This is a genomic window from Sphingomonas piscis (assembly GCF_011300455.1).
GTDB lineage: Bacteria > Pseudomonadota > Alphaproteobacteria > Sphingomonadales > Sphingomonadaceae > Sphingomicrobium > Sphingomicrobium piscis.
Genome location: NZ_CP049869.1, coordinates 1,119,311 through 1,133,336, shown reverse-complemented (window position 1 = coordinate 1,133,336; position 14,026 = coordinate 1,119,311). Strand labels below are relative to the sequence as shown.

17 protein-coding genes, 1 tRNA gene and 1 pseudogene are annotated in these 14,026 nt (G+C 59.9%); 3 read left to right on the top strand and 16 right to left on the bottom strand.

Features of this window, described 5'->3' with window-relative positions:
* Positions 1-3: 3 nt before the first annotated feature.
* Positions 4-1,050: a GTPase ObgE gene (gene obgE, locus G7077_RS05540; RefSeq protein ID WP_166410840.1), complete on the bottom strand. Its 1,047-nt coding sequence runs from the start codon at positions 1,048-1,050 to the stop codon at positions 4-6.
* 37 nt (positions 1,051-1,087) lie between these two features.
* Positions 1,088-1,660 (bottom strand): TetR family transcriptional regulator, encoded by a 573-nt coding sequence (locus G7077_RS05535; protein ID WP_166410839.1) that lies wholly within the window; start codon positions 1,658-1,660, stop codon positions 1,088-1,090.
* Positions 1,661-1,687: 27 nt separating this feature from the next.
* On the opposite strand from G7077_RS05535, the gene G7077_RS05530 reads away from it, so the two are divergent.
* Positions 1,688-2,563 (top strand): metal-dependent hydrolase, encoded by an 876-nt coding sequence (locus tag G7077_RS05530; RefSeq protein WP_166410838.1) that lies wholly within the window; start codon positions 1,688-1,690, stop codon positions 2,561-2,563.
* Here the strand turns inward: G7077_RS05530 and G7077_RS05525 are convergent, their stop codons facing one another.
* The 4 genes and pseudogenes from G7077_RS05525 to hspQ form a co-directional block, all read right to left on the bottom strand.
* Positions 2,564-3,082 carry a GNAT family N-acetyltransferase gene (locus G7077_RS05525; protein WP_166410837.1) on the bottom strand — a complete coding sequence of 173 codons (519 nt, stop codon included), beginning with the start codon at positions 3,080-3,082 and terminating at the stop codon, positions 2,564-2,566.
* Positions 3,083-3,250: 168 nt separating this feature from the next.
* On the bottom strand, positions 3,251-3,526 hold the full coding sequence (gene rpmA, locus G7077_RS05520) for a 50S ribosomal protein L27 (RefSeq protein WP_166410836.1): 276 nt from the start codon (positions 3,524-3,526) through the stop codon (positions 3,251-3,253).
* Between the two features lie 217 nt (positions 3,527-3,743).
* Positions 3,744-4,088: pseudogene (rplU, locus tag G7077_RS14400) on the bottom strand (50S ribosomal protein L21); the annotation flags it as partial.
* 119 nt (positions 4,089-4,207) lie between these two features.
* Positions 4,208-4,588 (bottom strand): heat shock protein HspQ, encoded by a 381-nt coding sequence (gene hspQ, locus G7077_RS05510; RefSeq protein WP_425505308.1) that lies wholly within the window; start codon positions 4,586-4,588, stop codon positions 4,208-4,210.
* A gap of 140 nt (positions 4,589-4,728) precedes the next feature.
* Between hspQ and G7077_RS05505 the strand changes: the two genes are divergently transcribed.
* Positions 4,729-4,818, top strand: a tRNA-Ser gene (locus tag G7077_RS05505).
* 108 nt (positions 4,819-4,926) lie between these two features.
* Here the strand turns inward: G7077_RS05505 and G7077_RS05500 are convergent.
* On the bottom strand, positions 4,927-5,676 hold the full coding sequence (locus G7077_RS05500; RefSeq protein ID WP_166410834.1) for a TIGR02391 family protein: 750 nt from the start codon (positions 5,674-5,676) through the stop codon (positions 4,927-4,929).
* Positions 5,677-5,740: 64 nt separating this feature from the next.
* On the opposite strand from G7077_RS05500, the gene G7077_RS05495 reads away from it, so the two are divergent.
* A complete protein-coding gene (locus G7077_RS05495) occupies positions 5,741-6,310 on the top strand; it encodes a hypothetical protein (protein WP_166410833.1) in 570 nt (189 codons plus the stop codon).
* 109 nt (positions 6,311-6,419) lie between these two features.
* Here the strand turns inward: G7077_RS05495 and G7077_RS05490 are convergent, their stop codons facing one another.
* From G7077_RS05490 to G7077_RS05455, 9 genes are all read right to left on the bottom strand, one after another.
* Complete coding sequence (locus G7077_RS05490; protein WP_246167416.1) at positions 6,420-7,493, bottom strand: hypothetical protein; 1,074 nt, start codon at positions 7,491-7,493, stop codon at positions 6,420-6,422.
* Positions 7,494-7,611: 118 nt separating this feature from the next.
* Positions 7,612-7,803: an HGGxSTG domain-containing protein gene (locus G7077_RS14500; RefSeq protein WP_425505307.1), complete on the bottom strand. Its 192-nt coding sequence runs from the start codon at positions 7,801-7,803 to the stop codon at positions 7,612-7,614.
* Complete coding sequence (locus G7077_RS05485; protein WP_206367701.1) at positions 7,724-8,401, bottom strand: hypothetical protein; 678 nt, start codon at positions 8,399-8,401, stop codon at positions 7,724-7,726. Before G7077_RS05485 ends, G7077_RS14500 begins: the two co-directional genes overlap by 80 nt.
* A gap of 2 nt (positions 8,402-8,403) precedes the next feature.
* A complete protein-coding gene (locus G7077_RS05480; protein WP_166410831.1) occupies positions 8,404-9,177 on the bottom strand; it encodes a hypothetical protein in 774 nt (257 codons plus the stop codon).
* A 50-nt stretch (positions 9,178-9,227) separates the two neighbouring features.
* Positions 9,228-9,518 carry a hypothetical protein gene (locus G7077_RS05475; RefSeq protein ID WP_166410830.1) on the bottom strand — a complete coding sequence of 97 codons (291 nt, stop codon included), beginning with the start codon at positions 9,516-9,518 and terminating at the stop codon, positions 9,228-9,230.
* Positions 9,519-9,905: 387 nt separating this feature from the next.
* Complete coding sequence (locus G7077_RS05470; protein ID WP_166410829.1) at positions 9,906-10,091, bottom strand: helix-turn-helix domain-containing protein; 186 nt, start codon at positions 10,089-10,091, stop codon at positions 9,906-9,908.
* Positions 10,092-10,171: 80 nt separating this feature from the next.
* The gene (locus G7077_RS05465) at positions 10,172-10,858 is read right to left on the bottom strand and encodes a hypothetical protein (protein ID WP_166410828.1); all 687 of its coding nucleotides are present in this window, start codon (positions 10,856-10,858) and stop codon (positions 10,172-10,174) included.
* Positions 10,855-12,063, bottom strand: a complete 1,209-nt coding sequence (locus G7077_RS05460) for a tyrosine-type recombinase/integrase (protein ID WP_246167500.1) — start codon at positions 12,061-12,063, stop codon at positions 10,855-10,857. Before G7077_RS05460 ends, G7077_RS05465 begins: the two co-directional genes overlap by 4 nt.
* 366 nt (positions 12,064-12,429) lie before the next feature.
* Complete coding sequence (locus G7077_RS05455) at positions 12,430-14,016, bottom strand: alpha-amylase family glycosyl hydrolase (protein WP_166412342.1); 1,587 nt, start codon at positions 14,014-14,016, stop codon at positions 12,430-12,432.
* Positions 14,017-14,026: the final 10 nt, after the last annotated feature.

Here is a 14,026-nt window from a genome sequence, read left to right as displayed (position 1 = left end):
CCTTCACAGCGGCGACCAGTCCTTGTCTGCGGGCTCGTCTTCCACAACCTTGGGCACCTCTTCACCACCTAGCGCTTCGACGATGCGATCCAGAAGTGGCTCAAGACCGTCCGCTGTGGGCGCTGAGACGGGCAAGGGATCAATCCCGGCAGCGTCGGACAGCGCGGCCGACTTCCCCGCAAGCTCTTCCTCATCGACGAGGTCGGAGCGGCTGAGCGCAAGCACTTCCGGCTTGTCCTCGAGACCGGCGCCATAGGCTTCCAGCTCGCCGCGGACGATTTCCCAGGATTCCACCGGGTCATCGCTTGCCGCGTCCACGAGGTGAAGCAGCAGTCGGCAGCGCTCGACGTGGCCGAGGAAACGGTCGCCGATCCCGGCGCCCTCGGCCGCACCCTCAATCAGCCCGGGAATGTCGGCCAGGACGAATTCGCGTCCCTTGTGGCGGACGACCCCAAGCTGAGGCCGAAGAGTGGTGAAGGGGTAATCGCCGACTTTGGCCGCAGCATTGGTCGTGGCGTTAAGGAAGGTCGACTTGCCGGCGTTGGGAAGGCCCACGAGACCGACGTCGGCGAGCAGTTTCAGCCGGAGCCAGACCCACATCTCCTCGCTCGGCCAGCCGGTGCCGTGCTGGCGCGGGGCGCGATTGGTAGAGCTCTTGTAACTGGCATTGCCGCGCCCGCCGTCGCCGCCACGCAACAGGGTGATGCGCTGACCCACTTCCGTCAGGTCGGCCAGCAGGCTGCGCTCCTCGTCGTCTGCGAGTACCTGCGTCCCTACCGGCACCTTGATGACGAGATCGTCGCCGCCCGCGCCGGTGCGGTTGGAGCCGGAGCCGCCTTTGCCCCGCGGCGCGCGGAAATGCTGTGTGTAGCGAAAATCAATCAGGGTATTGAGGCCTGCCACCGCCTCGAAGACGATGTCGCCCCCCTTGCCGCCATCGCCGCCGTCGGGGCCGCCGTACTCGATGAACTTCTCCCGCCGAAAGCTGACGGCACCGGGGCCGCCCGCGCCGGAGCGGATGAAGATCTTGGCCTGGTCGAGAAAATGCATAGGCGCCAGTTAGGCGCAGCGAGCCTGGATTGCCACCTTAGCAGCCGAGCTGCCGGACCAGGGTCTCCAAAGCGAGACGGCGTGCGGCATCGCCGGGCAAGCCCAGCGCCTGTGCGATCGGCTGGCCAAGCAGGCTGTCGCCAACGGCCCCGAGGATCAGCGAAAGCGTCACTTCCGGTACGGGGCGGCCCGGCTGACCCTGTGCCAGTCGGTCAACCAGATCATGAATGGCCCCCAGCACCGGGTTCAATGCTTCCTTGTTGCCGTTGAGGATCATCCAGGCGGCCAGCGCGCCGGCACCTTCCCGGTCGAACGCGTCGAAGACTAGGTCGACGATCTCTTTCGGGGCGCTGCGTCCCTCACGAAAGCGCTGCACCGCCTCGGCGATGGCGGCGTTGACCCGGTCGGCGATGGTTCGGGCAAGCTCCGCCTGGAGACCGGCCGCTGAACCGAAATGGTGGAGGAGATTGGCGTGGGTGCGGCCGATCTCGGCAGCGACCGCCTTCAGTGTCACCGCCTGAGGCCCCTTGTCGATGAGGATCCGGCGTGCGGCCTCCAATGCGACAGACCGGCTCTCGGACTGGTTCAGGCGCTGGCGAGATATTGACACCAATGTCAGTATTCCTACTTCCAAGCCATGGCTACCGTGATCGAGACTCGAACTCCGAGCGACCTCAGCATCCTGCCCCGAGACCGACGGTTTGCACGTACGCAGCCCGCATCGCGGCTATGGCACGGCGGCAACATCACCGCGACGGCGATATTCAACGCATTGTCCGCCACCTTTCCAAAGGGCGAGGCCTTTTTCGTCGAAAGCGTGCGCGCGTTTCGCGACGGTGTGCCGCCGCACCTGGCTAGTGAAATCAGGGCGTTCACCACGCAGGAGGCGATCCACAGCCGCGAGCATCTGGCCTTCAATCGGCTCGCCTCCGACGTCGGTTACGACCTGACCAGGTTGGAGGCAAAAGTCGACGAGCGGCTGTCATTGCTTAATGGCAAGCCGCCGATCGTCGGACTCGCCGCAACAATGGCGCTCGAGCATTTCACCGCCATGTTCGCGCACGAGCTTCTGAAGAACTCCAAACATTTGGATGGTGCCGACCCCAGCGTTGCGGAGCTCTGGCGCTGGCATGCGGTCGAGGAGATCGAGCATAAGGCGGTGGCGTTCGACACCTGGATGCATGCGACGAAGACCTGGTCGCGGGCCAAACGCTGGCGGGTCAAGGCGCAAGTGATGCTGATCATTACCAGCCACTTCATCAAGGACCGCGCTGCCGGAGCGCTGGAGCTGATGCGGCAGGACGGTGTGACCGGACCAAAAGCCAATGCGAGCCTGCTTTGGTATCTGTTCGGCAGGCCGGGCATGTTCCGCAAGGTGGCGGGTCCGTGGCTCAGTTACTTCCTGCCCGGCTTCCACCCTTGGAAGATCGACGACCGCGAGCTGCTGCGCGCTTACGAGGAAGGCCAGGCACCATCGCCCGAGCCTGCCCGCAAGGTTCGCGGCGCGGCCTGATCAGGCGGCGAGCGCCTCCCGCTTGTCGCACAGGCGCGCACGAAGCAGATTGGTCGGCACCTGTCGCTTGCTGGACTTGCCCGACGGTAGAGCGGCCAGACCCGTCGATCGGAAACCCAGCTTGCCGAGCAGCGCCGCTGCCGCGGGGTCGTCTGCCTCGTGACCGGCCTCGATCTGGCGGAAGCCAAGCGTTGCCGCAATCTCGAGCAAGGCCGCGCAAGCCTCGCTGGCGAAACCCCGTCCGCGCTGCGCCGGATCGATCCAGACCTTCAGGACAAGCGCACCCGATGCGCGCCGCGAGAGGCCGCAAGCGCCGATTAGTCGAGGGGCGCCTGACGTGCGTTCGAAGATGAGCAGCGACGGCAGCAACGGATCGCTGGGCTGAGGGACCCAGTCGCCTTGGTCCACAGGGTGCCAGAGAGCGCGGCAGATCATCGCATCCGCAAGCAGGTTACCAAGCACGCGCGCGTCCTCGGCCCAGGCGGGGCGCAGCATCAGCCTTGAGGTCCTTGCGAACATTGGTCTTCTCCTCCCGCGCCGCCCCGATAGGCCGGCTTGGTGACAGTTTCGGGAGAAGAAAAAGAAAGGGAGAAGAGGGGCCGCCTCTTCTCCCTTGATGGTCTCGATCCTGTGATCAGGATGTCGTCCGGGCCGCCCCTCGTGGGAACGGCTCCTTTATAACCGTTCCTATTCTGCCGCTTCGGCTGCTTGTACCGGCATAATATGCACGTACTTGCGGCCAAGCTTGCCGTCGCGGAATGCGACCGCACCGTCGGTAAGCGCGAAAAGGGTGTGATCCTTGCCAATGCCGACGTTGTCGCCCGGGTGCCATTTGGTCCCGCGCTGACGAACGATGATATTGCCGGCGCGTGCCGACTGGCCGCCGAACAGCTTTACGCCCAGGCGCTTCGACTCGGAGTCGCGACCGTTGCGGGACGAGCCGCCTGCTTTCTTATGTGCCATGACCTAAACTCTTGTATCTGGAATGTTGGGCTTATTCAGCCGTTTCGCCGGCGCCGTTAGCAGAAGCGTCGTCGTTTGTCGACGGGGCTTTGGCCTTCTTGGGCGCAGCCTTCTTCGGCTTGATTGCCTCGGGTGCCGGGTTGGCGGTGGTGCCAACATCGGTCTGGCCGCGGGCGGAAGTGGTGTCCGACGAGTCGCCGAGTGCCTCCGGCTGAGCCGCCTTCTTGGGCGCCTTCGCCTGCTTGCTGCCACCGTCCGACTTCTGATCGCCGATCGCGACGATCTTCAGGATCGTGTGCTGCTGACGATGGCCCTTCTTGCGGCGGTAGTTGTGGCGACGGCGCTTCTTGAAGATGACGACCTTTTCGCCCTTCGCCTGCGCGACGATCTCCGCCGCAACGGTCAGGCCATCGACCGACTTGAGGTCCGACCCTTCGCCTGCGAGCAGGACATCGGTAATGTCGATCCGCTGACCGGCTTCACCGTCCAGTTTCTCAACGACGATCTTGTCTCCAGGGGCAACGCGGTATTGCTTGCCGCCCGTGCGCACGACTGCGAACATTGGCTCTTCTCTTCTTTATCGAATCCGGTTTTCCGCGCCCGTGCGGCGCGAAAGCCAAGGCTCACGCGCGGAAAGCGTGCCGCCTATGGGACGAGTGCGCGGGTGTCAACCGCGAAGGCTCAATGCCGGTGTTCCGGCCGCAAATGATACTTCCCGTGATCGAAGGCGTGGAACAGGCTTTCGACCGCCGGGTGGTCGATCGGCTCCTCGCTGTCGTCGGCGACCAGGTTCTGCTGGCTGACGTAAGCGATATAGCTTTGCTCATCATTGTCGGCGAGCAGATGGTAGAACGGCTGATCCTTGGAGGGGCGAAGCTCCTCGGGAATGGCGTCGTACCATTCCTGGCTGTTCGCAAATTCCGGATCCACGTCGAAGATGACCCCGCGAAAGTCGAGCAGGCGATGGCGGACAACGTCGCCGATGCCGAAACGGGCACTCGGGATGGGCAGGGCGGACGCGGTAGAGTGGGCCATGGATAAGGAACGTTCAACGTCGATCATGGGTGCAATCTAGTGCAGCCGGCGCCAAGGGCAAGCGGCGCCGATGAAGACAAGGCGCCTCTAGGCAAGGGCAAGCGGCGCTGCTAGAGGCCCGCACCGACCAAGGGCGCGCGGCTGCCGCATAGTCCCAAGAGCCTCGCGGAGAGGTGGCTGAGTGGTCGAAAGCACCGCACTCGAAATGCGGCGTGCGGGCAACCGTACCGTGGGTTCGAATCCCACCCTCTCCGCCAATCACCTTTGCTATTGAATAGAAACTTCCTCTACTGAGCTTCTGTTACCAAAACCGTTCCCCGAAGACGCGCCCGCTAGCAAGGGTGTTAGGTGCTCCATACCGTGTCTCAATCTTTGGCAGGGCGCCGATCAGGATCGCGGTACTCGACGATCCTTAGTAAGTGGCTTGCCAAGAGGAGCATTTCGGCGGCTTCAACTGGGTCTTCTATGAGAACGGTTCGATGGCTGTGCGGGTTTTTATATGAACCTATTGCGCCCGCAAAAAGGTGAGCGAGCGCTTCGCGCTCAGCTTCCTGAGCTGAGAAGTCGGTCAATGGGCCCGAGGACTTATCAAAAGCCGCGCGCATCAGACTGACCCCTATGATCTTATCATCCAGCCCCGCTGCTGCTCTCACGGCGACCTCAACCTCTTTGAACGCCTGAAACACGGCGGTGTCATAATCTGCTCTTATGAACGTCGGCCACGCGGTCGCGACTAATCTATTATGTAGCAGCGGCTTCGGCAGAAGTGATGCCACTGCATATTTCTCGAACCCACCCTCGGTGGCGATCTTTCGACCAAGCCGAGTAACCTCCATGTACTCGCTACCAGGCGGCTGAGATGGACTCTGAACCAGGCAGCCATTTGTTTGAAGCCACGCCCATGCCTCGGCGATGGCTAGAGAAGCAGCTGGCCACTGACTGCGGGGCAGGTCAGGCCAATGTTTTAATTCTTCACTGAAGTTGCTGATTGAGCAAAGCCGCTCCGGTCGCATCGCTATGGTGCAGAGCAATATCCCCGCTAATTCCGGTACGGGCAGCGAGAGTACAGCCTCTGCATCGGGAAGTGCGGCCCTGAGACTATTCGGATGAACCATTATGGTCTGCTCTTACTTAGCGGATCGGAACACGCGCGGCAGCGCTCAGACGATGGAGACTGGTATGATCGAGCTAACGCGAAGGAAAGTCGTTCGTGAGGAAATCGAGTCCAGCATCGAGATTATTCTGGAAGAGGGATCGGCGGTCGCTTCCCACGTGCTTGCGTGGGCTGCGGTCGACGTGCTGCGTGGGGTAGCCGCTGCACGCCAAGAGCAAACATTTCTTGAGCTACTAGAGGCCATGGTTCGCCCTGAAATGCTCAAAACTTGGAGAGCGCTGCTTCGTCAAAATTACAATTTTTCGAAGCACGCTGATATCGATCCGGACAAAGTGATTGAAGGGTTCGATCCTGAATTGACCAACATGACGCTTCTTGCCGCAATCGAAGACTACGGCCGAACATACCAGCAGCTTACAATTCCAATGTATCTTTTCCGGGGCTGGCTCCTAGCCAAGTCCCCGCATCTCCTGAAGGAGGGGGCGCGCGAGGATCTAATCCCTCATGCCGATCAGATTTTTGGCAAGGCAGCGTCCTTTAGCGCAGTTCAGTCACTCTACCGAGAACTGAAGCGTGACCGGAATCAATACCTAGCTTTCATCCCAAAGGACCGCCTTAAGAACATAGAACTTTGATTTAGAAGCGCACTTATGAACGCTGATACTCTTCTTTCATGCGAACGTCCGGAGCCGATCGCGTAACACCAAGTTTGCTGTAGGTAACGAGGGGTCGCTGGGCTGGAACTTACGCCCACGACGTGAGCACGCTCTTCACAGCTAAGGGGCTCGTAAGTGGGGCAACGTCCTTCATCGCGGATGCCTCAGGCTGAGCAACTATCGTTCCGTGCGCGGTCTTGGCTATCAACCGTTCTCGTACGCTTGAGGGAAGCCCGACCCACCAGCTGGGTTTGATCTGCGTGTTCTCTGAAACTTCGAATGCGAAAGCGGCAATTCGGCCCGCTTTCTCCGCGTCTGACACGCCTAGAAACGAAGTGACAAACTGCTTCCTTAAATCATCTTGCGGCCCTCGCCAGACAAGTATTGCTGAGGAGTAACCCTCGAAGCTGGTGATCGTGAAACTAAGTGGAAGACCGGGCTGGCTCAGATCGGAAAGGTCCTGGAGATCATTACCGTCCCAGTCAAATTCCGGGTAGAAGCCGCACGTGGTAGTCAGCGGCAACAGGCCGTCGAACTCAACCTGGCAATAATGAACGTCAGCCCAATTCTCGCTGAGAAGCGCACCGTCCATGTCATTTTTCTCTGCCTCCATTGAGGTAAGGCTCAGCAGTAATCCTTGCTCGTAAGCTCTCATTCCGTCTTGAATTGCGAATTGCGCCTGCATCGGCTTCCCAGAGTCCATTTTCTTGAACGTCGGCAAATGGCCGACGACGACCCGCTTACGAGCCAACTCTAAGCAGTGAGAGCGGTAGAGAAACAGAAACGCTTCCTTGGGGCCCAAGTTCAGCGACGATCCTTCAATTGGCGCAAACAGTTCGGTATCGTGCTTGTTGCAAAAACCTGGGAATGTCGAAGCGTCATTTACGCCCATCCTCTTCGGCTCTGGCGCTCCATTTGCCTTCTGAATATCTTCAAATCCCACGAAAGTTGTGAGAACATGCCCTTCCTCGGCAATGGCTTTGAGGCCGCCGTTCTTTTGAACAGTGTGAGAGCCAATCGCGGTTGAACCGCAGTGCCCTCCGCCACTATCAGGGTGCAAGCACCTTCCCTTTTTTGAAGCTGTTCGCATTTTAGCGCTGTCAGCAAACGGGTTTGCTTCAGCTTTAGATTCTCGGTCGCGATGACACTTTTTATATTTCACACCTGAGCCGCACCAACACGGCTCGTTGACCCCGGGCATCTTTGCTGGTGGCGCCAGCCCAAGCTGGGGCTTGTATATAAATGGGTTCCTTGGCCCTTCGGTCACACAACTTCGCCCATCATAGATTAGAGAGCATCTGGGTCATTAGTCTCAGATGACGTTCAGCTCTCAATGTTTCAGAAGATCGCGCCCCATGCTTTCGTGCATTGCGGTTACCTTGAGGGGCGCCACTACCTTTGCCGCCGTGCATTCGGCATCGCTTTGCACCCTTGATTGCCGGAGCTTTGCAAGGGGTCGCAGCTCGCGTCATGGCTAAGCACCGTGGGGCTGCCGCCAGGTCCGCTGGTTCCGGCTGCATGGGGTTGTTTGACTGCTTCTGCAACTTGATGCCCCCTATGCTGATTGTAGAATCGGTCGGCAATGACTGCTTGTGCCCCTTCATTTACATGAACGTGCCGCACAGTTTGCTCGCGCGGCTGGTGCAGTTTCGCCAGCGCCTCCAGTGTTGCACGGCAGTTACTCTGCGCCTTAATTGCTAAACGACCGTAACGTTCGGCAGCGTTGATGTACTCGCCCATATTGAGCGCGGCGCGTCGGGCTAATTCGGCGAACATGCTGTCGAGTGTGATCGCCTGAGCAGCGAGGATTTCACTAGCCGGGATGAGGTTGCCGTTGGCTGCCTCACGTGAAGCTAAATGAACGTGGTCTGCATAGTCGCCAATCCCCGGCAATTCCAAATCGCTACCTAGCATCTTGCCAGTGAATGCTGATGCTGCAGCTGCGTTTTTCAACGTCGGCTGGAGCAGCTTGCGCGCCATCGCCTGAGCTCCAGTTTCTTTCGTGGTCTGCTCCACTTTTAGAGCATTGTTCGGCTTCATGTCGTTACCGGGAGATTTGCGACTAGACATCGTTAATCCTCTGCCATGCGCGCCTTCGCGCCGATGTTTTGTGAAGTGCTGCAGCGCTTGCCGATGACCAGCCCGCCCGGGTCCAGCCGCCGCAGATTAAATTGTAAAGCAGCTTCATAACTTGCCCCTTTCACCATGTAGGCAAGTGCCGCTTCAAGATTGGCGGCGTGGAGATCCGGATTACCGGCCTCCAGCCCAAGGCGCCCGCCAATCGGCTTACTGTGGATCACACGCGCCGTGTAAGGCTGCCGAGTAATCCGACGAAGCCAGCCGCGTTGCAGCCCCGTGACAAGGGGCACGAGATTGGCTGGCACATGGGCCAGTAGATGACAGTGCCCTCCTTTGTTCTGACTTACGCCCGGAACGTTTTCCTGCACCCAAAGCCACGCGGTGCTGCTGCCATGGCGGGCCAGCGCCTTCGCCAGCAGATCGGTAAACCGGCCGGTCGCCTTAACCATGCCCGCAAGCGGCACTCCAGCGGCCTGCCAGTGAATCGAAATCATACGGGTGAACGGCAGTCCAATTTTGTCGGCGTGGCGCTCAGCGGCCTTAAGATTGCTAACTTGAGCAGCTGTCAGCGCATGGCTTTCCCGATTTGAGTAATTGCGCGCGCCGCCCCTGCCCGTGGTGCAGGTAGAAAGGGCTGCCACACCAGGATTTAGGTAACTAATGGCAAGCTCTGTGCCATCTTCCCGAATGGAGGGAATTGCGGTTGATCCTAGCTGTAGAGGGTCGTTTGAAACTTCACCGAAAGTTGCCTCCCGGTGAAGTTTCAATGGGCCGCCACGCCTTAGGATAAGGTGCGGTTTGGACACAGCGGCTGAGATCAAACAGCTATCCAGACGATGGCCAGCTTGCCGGTACAATTTCGTCGACGCTGGCCGCTGTCGCGAATGAGACCCTTACGCCTTAACTCGCTGGTGCGGGGACGCATTTCCCAGCGGTCCATACCAAGCCATGACGCCAGCTCATCGGCGGTTAGCCCGTTTGCGCCAGCATCGCGGATCGCGAGTTGTGCCAAGCGCTGGAGTCGCCCCAGTTTTGGTGCAAGCGCATCGGCAGCGGCAATCGAAGTTTGAACGTTCCGGTGTCCCGGCGCCTCGGGATAGGTGCTCATGCTCGACCTTTCTCTGCCAAAGGAGGAAGGCCCGCGCGATCCAATAACTTGCTGAGCCAATCGGCTTGCGCCTGACTCATGGGCGTAGGATCCACGGCTAATTGGCCGAGGAACTGCCCGCCTTTTCGGCTCAGCCGGTAATTACGTTCGAGCAGCGCAAGTGCCGCTCGCCGGTGGTCGGGGTATGAACGCTCAGTCATTGTCAGCCTCCCCGAAACATAGGCGTGCGACATCCTGTGCAAGCCAGGGTGAGAGACGAAAATACCGCGCTAGAATTTGCGCCCTTTGACCGGATAAGGTAGAGTTGTAGTGCGACCAGCCCACACAAAGCAGATCGCGCGAAGCCCCGGCCCGCCAGCCGGGGTTTTGCATATGTGTCGCCATCGCTCACGCTCCTGCCTGATAAGACGGGAGGCTACCCAGGTACGCTTCGAGCTCGGCAAATGAGATAAGTGTGCGTCGCCCGGCTTTTCTAGCTTTCAAGTCGCCGCGCCGAAGCGCTTCATAAATCGAAGTGCGCGACAATCCCGAGTACTGCACGGCTTCGGGTAAGGTGCCGTATGACTTTGTCATGGGTGTTCCCTGTGCTGCTTTGCCGCGATGATTGCGGACGCACTGGCATCACCATGTATTCGGCAGCGGAATTAGGGAGGTTAACCGTATTTCGAAGCCAACAGCGGGTCGTTCGCTATCGCTTCAATCCACGTTACAGTTTCGTCGTAACTCCCAGGCCAATCAGGTGAAGACTTGTATGACTCCAAGTTCGCCTGAGCTTCCCTGTCGATCCTGACCTCATCGACGTTGTCCGAAAGCGGGTGAGCCTTCATGCACCAATCATTTACGGTGGACGCGCTAAGGGCGTTGCCCTTCCGGCCCTTAGCTCCCGCTGACGCAAATATGTTGGCGACCAGTTCCGTCGCTTTCCTTGTAGGGAGCTGATGGGCTTGCATCAGGAAGCGAACAGCAGTGACGACCCAGACCTTCACGTAATTACGTTGAACGCCGTCGCCACCTGGCCCACCTGGCCTTACGGACTGGAATAGGCGTGGCGAACCACCCATAACTACGTCTCGAAGTGCGCCGGCAACATCGTGAAGGATGGCAGCGCCTTTTGATTTTCGAAATTGCGGCAATTCCCTGAGAGCGGCATTGACCGCGATAAGAGCCTCAGCTGCGCGGGCTTGCTTCAGGTTAAGTCCCCGAAAGGCTTCCGGATCATCAGCGACTGCCCAAGATTCTGCTTGGTAATCGGTTCCTATTGTCTCCAGTGTTTGATGGAGGCGGTTTGCCCAATCCGTAGGATCAGGCCAGCCGGCGCTTGTGACCTTCTCCGTACTCACGCGGCAGTCCGAAGCGACGAAACGAGGACATTTGCCCCTCCGGCGCCAGCGCAAAAGGTGGCCCAATCGGCCATGAGCCGCCGCCGCTTGTCAAACAGATCGCCACGCCGGTAGGCCGCCTCGGCTTTGTTGCCGATGACATGGGCGAGCGCCATCTCGCAGACTTCATGGGCATAGCCGGTGCATTCGGCTGCCCAATCACGAAAGCCCGAACGGAAGCCGTGCACAGTAACGCCCTGCTTCATGCGGCGGAGCAGCATGGACATTGCCATCGGAGATAGTTTTCCGCCTCTGTCGCCTGGAAACAAGTTCACTTTGCCTAGCGGCTTTACGGCCTCCAAAATCTCGATGGCGCGCGGCGACAAGGGAATGCGATGTTCCCGTCCGGCCTTCATGCGGGACGCTGGCACCGTCCAGATTGCCTTCTCCAGATCGACTTCGGCCCAAGTCGCCCCAAGCACTTCGCTGGTACGCGTGGCCGTGAGAACAACAAATTCCAACGCAAGCGCAGCCATCGCTTGCCGCTCCCGCACCTGGGCCATGAACGCCGGGATTGCGTCATAGGGCATAGCCTTGTGATGGCCGCGCGTTAGCCGCGAACGGGGCGGGAGGATTTGCGCGATATGACCGCGCCATCGAGCCGGGTTCTCTCCCTCCCGGTATCCGCGCGCCTTCGCGGCATCGAGTACGGTTTCAATCCGCCCCCGGATGCGGCTGGCCGTTTCAGGCTTGTCTTGCCAGATCGGCTCAAGAATCTTCAGGACATGCGCTGTGGCAACCTCGGCAACCGGCAATTCGCCTATGACTGGATAGACGTAGTTTGCCAGTGTGTTTCGCCATTGCTGTCGGTGCTTGTCGTTGCGCCAGCTTGCCTCGTGTGTGGCGATAAATGCCTCCGCAACGCCCTTGAACGTCATCTCGGCTATATGTGCCGCATGGGCCGCTGCAACCGCCTCTGAGGCTTTCCGCTCGCGTTCCTCCAGGGGATCAATCCCAGCCTTCACCTTCAACCGCAGGGCATCGCGCGCCGTCCGGGCGTCCGCGAGGGCAATTCCGCCTTGTCCAGCCGCGCCTAAACCAATGTCGCGCGACTTTCCCTTGAGCATGAAACGGTAAACCCAAGACCGTGCGCCGCTTTCTTTCACCAGCAAGTGCAATCCGCCCCCGTCCGCGTGACGTCCGGGCTTCGCATTCTTAACTGCCAAAGGTGTCAGCGCGTTACTGAGTTTGCGGGGCAAGGCTAAGCTCTCCGTTCCCAAATTCGCTCCCCGATAATACGCCGGTTTTATGGGAACGCAATCGGACAGAGCGGGACAGGAATATGCCTAAGCCATCTGATATCGACGGTTAACTAGCTATTTCACCTAACACCGACGGTCGCACAGGAACGCTAGTTGGGAGGACACCCTCTCCGCCACCACAACGTCCATGCCTTTTTGTCCGCTCATCAGGATTAGGCGCAACCGGCACGCCGGAGAGGACGTAACCAGTTCAGGGGTATGCACAGTCAAGTCCTGATGAAAGCGAGCATGTGGCAGTCAGCTTTGCTGCCTGAACTCAAGGGGCATTGTTTACGACGTTCGCTCGACCACCGCAGCAGAGAATGGACCAAGCAGGCCACGTTCCGCAGACCCTGTGGCAATCAAGACCTTTCCGTCTGCGGACCATTCGACAGCCTGATCGGAGATGTTGAAGCAGCAATCGTAGGTTGTACGCCCGTCCGAGCGCTCAAAACTGAGTAGAATGTTGTCAGCGCGCTTGATCCGCAGCGCGCCCGTTCTCAGTGCCGAAAGCGAGTTGCGCATTGCAATTACTTGTCGGGTGAAGCTCAGCAAGGATGTCCCATCCCGAGCCTGAAGGTCGACGGACAGGGGGGCGTGGTCGGGGCCGACCGGCAGCCATGGCTTACCCTGGGTGAAACCCAAATTCGCAGCCTGGCTATCCCATGGAACGGGAGTTCGCGCGCCGTCCCGTGCGAGCGTCAGCGGCCAGTTACGAATAGCCTCCGGATCTCGCAATTGGTCGAAGGGCACGTCGACCTGCGTCAGTCCAAGCTCTTCGCCCTGGTAGATGATAATGGAGCCGCGCAAGCATGCGAGCAGAAGCATCTTCAATCGGGCAAAGCGTTCGCGATGTTCCGGTCCGACCCAGCGCGACAATGCGCGTGGCGCGTCGTGATTCTCGAACGCCCAGCTCGGCCAACCGACCTCGTCGTCCTGAGGCCAGGATTGGCTTGCCTGAGCGACGAGCTCCGGCGTGAGTTCATCGGCGTACAGGAAGTCGAAGCTGTAAGCGCTGTGCAGCCGTCCCGAGCCGGCCGTATATTCCTGCATCTCCGTGAGGGCATTTGCACCTCCGACCTCCGCGAGGAGGAAGCGGTCCCCGTAGCTGTCCGCCAATGCACGCAGCCGCTCGATGAACGAAGGGATGGCGGGGTGCGACTGGTTGTAGATATGCTGTTGGAAATCGAACGGACGCGTGCGTTTGCCGCCTGATGGTGCAGGCGGATTGTCGCGTAGTTGCGGGTCGTGCATCGTGAAGTTGATCGCATCCAGGCGAAAGCCGTCCACACCCTGATCGAACCAGAAGCGCGCGACCGAAAGGATAGCGTCCTGCACCTGCGGATTGTGGAGGTTCAGGTCCGGCTGTTCCGGCAGGAAGTTGTGCAGGTAATATTGTCCCCGCCGCGCATCCCAGGTCCATGCCGGGCCACCGAACACCGACTGCCAATTGTTGGGCGGGCTGCCGTCCTCCTTTGCGTCCGCCCAGACGTACCAGTCCGCCCGTTCGGCATCGCGGCTGAGCCGGCTGTCCTTGAACCAGGGATGCTGATCGGAACTGTGGGAGTAGACCTGGTCGATAAGCAGCCTGAGCCCGAGGGCATGAGCGCGGTCCACCAGCGCCCGGAAGTCCGCAATCGTGCCGAAGATTGCATCCACGTCGCAATAATCGGCGACGTCGTAGCCGAAGTCGCGCATAGGAGACTTGAAAAAGGGCGACAGCCACACTGCATCGACGCCGAGCCCGGCAACATAGTCCAGGCGTTCGGTGATCCCGGGCAGGTCTCCCACGCCATCGCCATTCGAGTCGGCAAAGCTGCGCGGATAGATCTGGTAGATGGCCGCACCGCGCCACCAGGGTTGCGTCGCGTCCGCCATGACGCGATGC

Excerpts from the sequence above, each read along its gene's own strand:
- G7077_RS05470 (WP_166410829.1), bottom strand. The coding sequence starts at position 10,091 with ATGACAAAGTCATACGGCACCTTACCCGAAGCCGTGCAGTACTCGGGA.
- obgE (WP_166410840.1), bottom strand. The coding sequence starts at position 1,050 with ATGCATTTTCTCGACCAGGCCAAGATCTTCATCCGCTCCGGCGCGGGC.
- G7077_RS14500 (WP_425505307.1), bottom strand. The coding sequence starts at position 7,803 with ATGACGCGAGCTGCGACCCCTTGCAAAGCTCCGGCAATCAAGGGTGCA.
- hspQ (WP_425505308.1), bottom strand. The coding sequence starts at position 4,588 with ATGATCGACGTTGAACGTTCCTTATCCATGGCCCACTCTACCGCGTCC.
- G7077_RS05495 (WP_166410833.1), top strand. The coding sequence starts at position 5,741 with ATGATCGAGCTAACGCGAAGGAAAGTCGTTCGTGAGGAAATCGAGTCC.
- G7077_RS05525 (WP_166410837.1), bottom strand. The coding sequence starts at position 3,082 with ATGTTCGCAAGGACCTCAAGGCTGATGCTGCGCCCCGCCTGGGCCGAG.
- G7077_RS05475 (WP_166410830.1), bottom strand. The coding sequence starts at position 9,518 with ATGAGCACCTATCCCGAGGCGCCGGGACACCGGAACGTTCAAACTTCG.
- G7077_RS05530 (WP_166410838.1), top strand. The coding sequence starts at position 1,688 with ATGGCTACCGTGATCGAGACTCGAACTCCGAGCGACCTCAGCATCCTG.
- G7077_RS05455 (WP_166412342.1), bottom strand. The coding sequence starts at position 14,016 with ATGGCGGACGCGACGCAACCCTGGTGGCGCGGTGCGGCCATCTACCAG.
- rpmA (WP_166410836.1), bottom strand. The coding sequence starts at position 3,526 with ATGGCACATAAGAAAGCAGGCGGCTCGTCCCGCAACGGTCGCGACTCC.
- G7077_RS05500 (WP_166410834.1), bottom strand. The coding sequence starts at position 5,676 with ATGGTTCATCCGAATAGTCTCAGGGCCGCACTTCCCGATGCAGAGGCT.
- G7077_RS05485 (WP_206367701.1), bottom strand. The coding sequence starts at position 8,401 with ATGTCTAGTCGCAAATCTCCCGGTAACGACATGAAGCCGAACAATGCT.